The sequence below is a fragment of the Undibacterium sp. Di24W genome (assembly GCF_049340325.1).
In the GTDB taxonomy this organism is placed as follows: Bacteria; Pseudomonadota; Gammaproteobacteria; order Burkholderiales; family Burkholderiaceae_D; genus Undibacterium.
Genome location: NZ_JBMPOP010000050.1, coordinates 1 through 222, shown reverse-complemented (window position 1 = coordinate 222; position 222 = coordinate 1). Strand labels below are relative to the sequence as shown.

The following is a 222-nucleotide window of genomic DNA, read 5'->3' as shown; positions in this document are numbered from 1 at the left end:
CTAAGATGCCGCCGGTACCCGTTGCGCCGCCTATCACTAAAGGCAGTGTTTCAGGGGACGCTGAATCAATCACCGTATCATCAATCGTGCTCACGGTGACCGTAAAGGCCGTCACACCACTCGGTACAATCACATTGCCACCGACCAAGGTGACGCCATTACTAAACACCGGGGTCGCATTGTAATCGGGCGCCGTCGCACTGCCGCCACCTAAACTATAGG

Annotated in this window: 1 protein-coding gene; it reads right to left on the bottom strand. The window is 55.9% G+C overall.

The genetic code is table 11. The features are described from left to right. Positions 1-222, bottom strand: a 222-nt coding sequence (locus ACO0KZ_RS20590) for a hypothetical protein (RefSeq protein WP_422998679.1), incomplete at both ends; no start/stop codon positions are given.